5 protein-coding genes are annotated in these 6,503 nt (G+C 71.5%); 4 read left to right on the forward strand and 1 reads right to left on the reverse strand.

Annotated features, from left to right (window positions below):
* The coding region (locus tag ACSNOC_RS26555; protein ID WP_436750117.1) for a LacI family DNA-binding transcriptional regulator at positions 1-1,008 on the reverse strand (1,008 nt) is incomplete at its 3' end.
* Positions 1,009-1,380: 372 nt separating this feature from the next.
* Between ACSNOC_RS26555 and ACSNOC_RS26560 the strand changes: the two genes are divergently transcribed.
* Genes ACSNOC_RS26560 through ACSNOC_RS26575 form a run of 4 tightly spaced genes read left to right on the forward strand, consistent with a single transcriptional unit; the run spans position 1,381 to position 6,282 of the window.
* Positions 1,381-2,673 carry an ABC transporter substrate-binding protein gene (locus tag ACSNOC_RS26560; protein ID WP_436750118.1) on the forward strand — a complete coding sequence of 431 codons (1,293 nt, stop codon included), beginning with the start codon at positions 1,381-1,383 and terminating at the stop codon, positions 2,671-2,673.
* Positions 2,674-2,684: 11 nt separating this feature from the next.
* A complete protein-coding gene (locus ACSNOC_RS26565; RefSeq protein ID WP_436750119.1) occupies positions 2,685-3,749 on the forward strand; it encodes a carbohydrate ABC transporter permease in 1,065 nt (354 codons plus the stop codon).
* Positions 3,746-4,582 (forward strand): carbohydrate ABC transporter permease, encoded by an 837-nt coding sequence (locus ACSNOC_RS26570; protein ID WP_436750120.1) that lies wholly within the window; start codon positions 3,746-3,748, stop codon positions 4,580-4,582. The genes ACSNOC_RS26565 and ACSNOC_RS26570 overlap by 4 nt, the downstream gene beginning before the upstream one ends.
* Before the next feature lie 41 nt (positions 4,583-4,623).
* Entirely contained in the window at positions 4,624-6,282 is a 1,659-nt protein-coding gene (locus ACSNOC_RS26575) for a glycoside hydrolase family 13 protein (protein WP_436750121.1), read from the forward strand.
* The last annotated feature ends 221 nt before the right edge of the window (positions 6,283-6,503 follow it).

Below are 6,503 nucleotides of genomic sequence, written 5' to 3' on the forward strand. Positions count from 1 at the left end.
GGGCGCGGTGGTGCCGCGGGGGATCAGGCGGGTGGGCAGGACGATGTGCCGGGCACGGTCGGCCTCCGGGTCGTCGATCAGCTCGCAGGCCAGCTCGCCCGCCAGCCGGCCGATCTCCGCCGGGGACTGGGCGATCGTGGTCAGGTCCATCCACTCCGCCAGCTCATGGTCGTCGAAACCCATCACCGAGATCTGGTCGGGCACGGCGATGCGGCCGGCGCGCAGGGTCCAGATCACCTCCATGGCGATCTGGTCGATCTCGGCGAACACGGCGGTGGGCGGCTCCGCCAGCCCGAGGAGATGCCCGACGGCCTCGCCGGTCGAGCGGCGGCCGAAGGCGGAGCGCACGATGAGGGCGGGGTCGACCGGGATGCCCGCCTCGGTGAGCGCCTGCTCGTAGCCGATCTGCCGGGCGGGGGCGCTGAACCGGAACGGGCCGGTCGCGGTCTGCACGTAGGCGATGCGGCGGTGCCCGAGGTTCAGCAGATGCTGGACGCCCTTCCGGGCACCGGCCACGTCGTCCACGTAGACGCTGGCCCGGTCGTCGGCGTGCTGGCTGACGTAGACGACGGGGACGCCGTGGCTGTCGAGCACCGCGCTCTCCTCGGCGGACAGATCGAAGGAGACGACGAGCAGCGCGTCGGCGTTGCGGCGGGCCGGCATGCGGTCGAAGAAGGCGTCCCGCTCGGCCATGTCCGTCATGGTGTAGACGAGGAGGTCCCGGCCGGCCCGGCGCAGCACACCGGCCAGGCTGGTGAGCGCGGCGCCGAGGAACCACGTGTGGGCGCCGGGGGTGATCACCGCGACCGTCCCGGTCCGGCCGGTGACGAGGCTGGCGGCATGGCGGGAGACCACGAACGACAGTTCGCGCACCGCCGCCTCGACGCGCTTCCTCGTCTCGGGCGAGACGGTGGACAGGCCCCGAAGGGTGCGGGAGACCGTGGACACGGAAACGCCGGCGCGCTGGGCCACGTCGGCCATGGTGGGGTGACCCTGTGCTGCCGGCATGGCTGGAAGGTAGCACAGCGTGCCCCGGTCGGAACTATCCGGTGAGACAGCGCTGCCATGCACCGCTGAGCAGGCCGCCTCCGGCGCCGCCCCGCCGCACGCGGAGGCCACCTGCATCCGCCACCTAATTATTACCCGAAGGTAGCACATTGACTTCCTTCACACGCCCTCCTAATTTGCCAGCGTTGTCATAGAGCAACCGGAAAGATCGCCGAGCCGCACGCGAAGACCATCCCCATCCCCCCTTTTTCCGCATGTCGGCGCATCCCACCGTGCATGACAGCGCTGTCATGATTCCGTGCGAGACGGACCGCACCCCGTGTCCGTCCCAGCCCGACAGGAGTGACCGTGACCCGTAGAAGAAGAACTCCGGTGCGCAGCCCGCTCGTTCTGCTCACCGTGCTCGCCGCCGCCGCGACCGCCTGCGGCTCCTCCGGAGGCGGCGACGGCGGCGACCCGCAGGGCGAGGCCGGCTCGTTCGAGGGGCGCGGCCCCATCACCTACGTCCAGGGCAAGGACGTCACCGGCACGGTCCAGGAGCAGATCGACCGCTGGAACGCCGACCACCCCGGTGAGGAGGTCACCCTCATCGAGCTGTCCGAGAACGCGGACGAGCAGCGCCAGCAGATGATCCAGAACGCGGAGACGCAGTCCGACGCCTACACGGTGTTGTCCCTCGACGTCGTGTGGACGTCGGAGTTCGCCGCCCACCAATGGATCGAACCGCTGCCCGCCGAGGAGTTCCCGCTCGACGAGATGCTGCCGCCGACGGTCGAGACGGCGATGTACCGCGACAGCCTGTACGCGGTGCCGCAGACCTCCGACGGCGGCCTGCTGTACTACCGCTCCGACCTGCTGGAGGCCGCGGGCATAGCCGAGCCCCCCACCACCTGGGCCGAGATGGAGGAAGCCTGCGACGCGGTGCTCGCCCTGCCCGAGGCCGCGGGCATGTCCTGCTACACCGGGCAGCACGAGAAGTACGAGGGCCTGACGGTCAACTTCGCGGAGGCCGTCAACTCCGCGGGCGGCGTCATCACCGACGAGAACGGCACGCCGGACGTCGACACCCCCGAGGCCCGCGCGGGCCTGGACTTCCTCGTCGGCGCCTTCGAGGACGGCACGATCCCCCGGGACGCCATCACCTACAAGGAGGAGGAGGGCCGCCGCGCCTTCCAGGGCGGCGACCTGGTCTTCATGCGGCAGTGGCCCTACATGTACGGCATGGCCAACGCCACGGACGGCTCCAGCGAGGTCGCCGGGAACTTCGACGTCGCGCCGCTGCCCGGCCTCGACGGCCCTGGCGCCTCCAGCCTCGGCGGCCACAACCTGGCCCTGTCCTCCTTCGCCGAGAACAAGGCCACGGCCCTGGACTTCATGAAGTTCTTCTCCAACGAGGAGAACGCGCGCACCAATCTTGAGGTCACCTCGTCGGCCCCCTGCTACGCCGCCCTGTACGACGACCCGGCGCTGGCCGAGCAGTACCCGTACCTGCCGGAGCTGAAGGAGTCCATCCTCAACGCCGTTCCCCGGCCCCGCGTCGTGGAGTACGGCCGGGTGACCGCCGCCATCCAGGACGCGGCGTACGCGGCCCTGACCGGCGAGAAGAGCAGCGAGCGGGCGCTGTCCGACCTGCAGCAGACGCTGCTCGAATACACCGCCGGTTAAGGGGTCCGATCATGGTGGACACCCAGACTTCCCCACCGGCCGCCTCGTCGGCCGCGTCCGGCCCGTCGTCCCGCGGGTCCCGCCGGGCCCGCCGCGTCCGTCGCCGCCCCTCGTGGGCGGCGGCGGGCGCCGCCCAGGGCCGCAGCTCGGCCCGGCTGGCCGCGCTGCTGGTCTCCCCGACCGTGCTGGCGCTCGGGCTGATCGTGCTGTACCCGACCGTGCAGGCGTTCCGGCAGTCGCTGTACGGCGTGCGCGGTCTGGACCCGGAGACCGGGTTCTTCAGCGCGACCGAGCCCTATGTGGGTCTCGACAACTACGCCGCGGTCTTCGGCGAGCACGGCGAGCGCTTCTGGAACGCGTTCTGGAACACCTCGTTCTTCACCGTCACCACCGTGGCCCTGGAGACCGTGATCGGCGTGGCCATGGCGCTGGTGATGCACCGGGCGTTCCGGGGCCGCGGCCTGGTGCGGGCCAGCATCCTCGTCCCGTGGGCCGTGCCCACCGCCATGTCCGCCCTGCTCTGGCGGTGGATCTTCAACGGCGACGGCGTGGCCAACGCGGTGCTCGGCACCGACATCCTGTGGACCACCGAGGGCGTCCACGCCAAGGTCGCCGTCATCATCGCCGAGGTGTGGAAAACGGCACCCTTCATCGGGCTGCTGGTCCTGGCCGGACTCCAGGTGATCGACCGGCAGGTCTACGAGGCGGCCCGTCTCGACGGTGCCAGCGCCCCCCGCCAGTTCTGGCACATCACACTGCCGCTGGTGCGGCCGGCGCTGCTGGTGGCCGTGCTGTTCCGCACGCTGGACGCGGTGCGCATGTTCGACCTGCCGTTCATCCTCGTCGGGTCGCGGAAGGAGTCGGTGGAGACGCTGTCCATGCTGGCGCTGGACGAGGCGTCCAACGTCCGCTTCGGCCCCGGCGCCGCCTACGCGGTCCTTCTCTTCCTCTATGTCCTGCTCATCGCGGTCGCCTTCGTCCGGCTGCTGGGCGCCGATCTCCTCGGCGACGGCGGCCCGGCCCGGCGGGCGCGGCGGTTCCGCCGGCGTGCGGGCCGCGCGGAGGTGACGGCATGACGACCACCCTCAACCCACTGCGCCGGTGGCTGCTGAACCTCGGTCTGGCCGCCATCGTCGTCTTCTGCCTGGCGCCGTTCTTCTGGATGATCGTGTCCAGCCTGCGGCGCACCTCGGACATCTTCGACAAGTCGCCGCTGCCGTCGCCGCTTTCGCTGGAGAACTACCGGGCGGTCTTCCAGCCCGGCCAGGGCTTCGGCCGCGCGCTGGTCAACAGCGTGGTGGTGGCGGGGACGACGACGCTGCTGGCGCTGTCCCTGGCCACCGTCACCGCCTACGCGATGGCGCGGCTGGAATTCCCGTTCAAGCGGCTGCTGCTGACGCTGATCATCGCCTCCACCATGTTCCCCGTGGTGTCGATCGTGGTGCCGCTGCTGAAGATGTTCACGGACTGGGGCTGGATCAACACCTACCAGGCGATGATCGTCCCGGACATGTCCTTCGCGCTGCCGCTGGCGGTGTGGCTGCTGACCGCGTTCTTCCGGCAGATGCCGCAGGAACTGGAGCACGCCGCCATGGTCGACGGCTGCACCCGGGGCCAGGCGTTCCGCCGGATCATCCTGCCGCTGGCGGCGCCGGGCATCTTCACCACGGCCATCATCACGTTCATCGCGGCCTGGAACGAGTTCCTCATCGCGCTGTCCATGACCAACAAGCCGGAGATCCAGACGGCGCCCGTCGCCATCTCCAAGTTCACCGGCGCCACGGAGTTCGACACGCCGTTCGGCAGCCAGATGGCCGCCGGTGTCCTGGTCACCGTGCCGCTGGTGATCCTCGTCCTCCTCTTCCAGCGCCGCATCGTCGCCGGCCTCACCGCCGGCTCCGTCAAATGACCGGGCCCGCACCGGAAACCGACAAGGAGTCACGCACCCCCATGACCTCCACCGCACCGTGGTGGCGCGATGCCGTCATCTACCAGATCTACATCCGCAGTTTCGCCGACGGGAACGGCGACGGCGTCGGCGACATAGCCGGCATCCGCTCCCGGCTGCCCTACCTGCGCGACCTGGGCGTGGATGCCATCTGGATCACCCCGTGGTACCCGTCCCCCATGGCGGACCACGGCTACGACGTGTCGGACTATCGCGACATCGAGCCCGTCTTCGGCACGCTGGCCGAGGCCGAGGCGCTGATCGAGGAGGCGCACCGGCACGGCCTGCGCGTCATCCCCGACATCGTGCCCAACCACACCTCCGACCGGCACGCCTGGTTCCGGGCCGCGCTGGCCGCCGCGCCGGGCAGCCCGGAGCGGGCCCGCTACCACTTCCGGCCGGGCCGGGGCCCGGACGGGGACGAGCCGCCGAACAACTGGATCTCCTGCTTCGGCGGCCCGGCCTGGACCCGGGTCACCGAGCCGGACGGGACCCCGGGCGAGTGGTACCTGCACCTGTTCGCGCCGGAGCAGCCCGACCTGAACTGGGACAACCCGGAGGTCCGCGAGGAGTTCGAGTCGATCCTGCGCCACTGGTTCGCACGGGGCGTGGACGGCTTCCGCATCGACGTCGCCCACGGCCTCATCAAGCACCCGGAGTTCCCCGACTCCCCGCCGCTGCCGGTGCGGACGCCCGGCAGGGCCGCCGAGCACGTGGACCACCCGCACTGGGACCGCGACGAGGTGCACGAGATCTACCGGAGCTGGCGCCGGGTCGCCGACGAGTTCCCCGGGGACCGCATGTTCGTCGCCGAGGCGGGGCCCGACACGCCGGAGCGGCTGGCGGCCTACGTCCGGCCGGAGGGGCTGCACACCGCGTTCAACTTCGACTATCTGGTGACGGAGTGGGACGCCGCCAAGCTGCGGGCGACCATCGACCTCACCTCCTCCAGCCTCGGCGCGGTCGGCGCGCCCACCACCTGGGTGCTGTCCAACCACGACGTGACCCGCCACGTCAGCCGCTTCGGCCGGGACAAGGCCGAGTGGCAGTGGAACGTCGGCTTCGCCACGGACACCCCGTTCGACCTCCGGCTCGGCCTGCGCCGGGCGCGCGCGGCGGCCCTGCTGACGCTGGCGCTGCCCGGCGGCGCCTACGTCTACCAGGGGGAGGAGCTGGGCCTCGAAGAGGTCGAGGACCTGCCCGAGGAGGTGCTCCAGGACCCGATATGGGAGCGGTCCGGGCACACCGTCCGGGGCCGCGACGGCTGCCGGGTGCCGATCCCGTGGTCCGGCCAGGAACCGCCGTTCGGCTTCAGCCCCGAGGGCGCGACCGCCGAGCCGTGGCTGCCGCAGCCGGCCGCGTGGAAGGACCGCAGCGTGCGGGCGCAGAGCGGTGACGACGGCTCGATGCTGGAGCTGTACCGGCGGGCGCTGCGGGTGCGCCGCGCGCACCCGGCGCTGGGCGAGGGAGAGGGCGCCCTCACCTGGCTGGACGCGCCGGAGGACGTGCTGTCCTTCGCCCGCGAGCCCGGCTTCGCCTGCGTGGTCAACCTGTCGGACGCGCCGTGCGCCCTGCCGGACCACACCGAGGTGCTGCTGACGAGCGGGCCGCTGGAGGACGGTCTCCTCCCGCCGGACACGGCCGCCTGGCTCGCCCGCTAGACGAAGGTCCAGCCCCGGAACCTCCGGCCGCGACGCCAGTACCCCCGAGAAAGGCGTCGCGCCCGGAGCCCTTCCCGTCCCTGGCCGGCGGCGCCTCACAGCAGGCCACCGCGGGCCGGGGTCCGCGCACCGCACACGAGTCGCTCGATGCCCCGGTCGTCATCGCCGTCAGCATGCGTGACCTCCTGCCCCGGGACCTGCCCGCATGCCCCTGGCCGGGC

Origin of the sequence: Streptomyces sp. URMC 129 (genome assembly GCF_051386415.1) — a bacterium.
Taxonomy (GTDB): domain Bacteria; phylum Actinomycetota; class Actinomycetes; order Streptomycetales; family Streptomycetaceae; genus Streptomyces.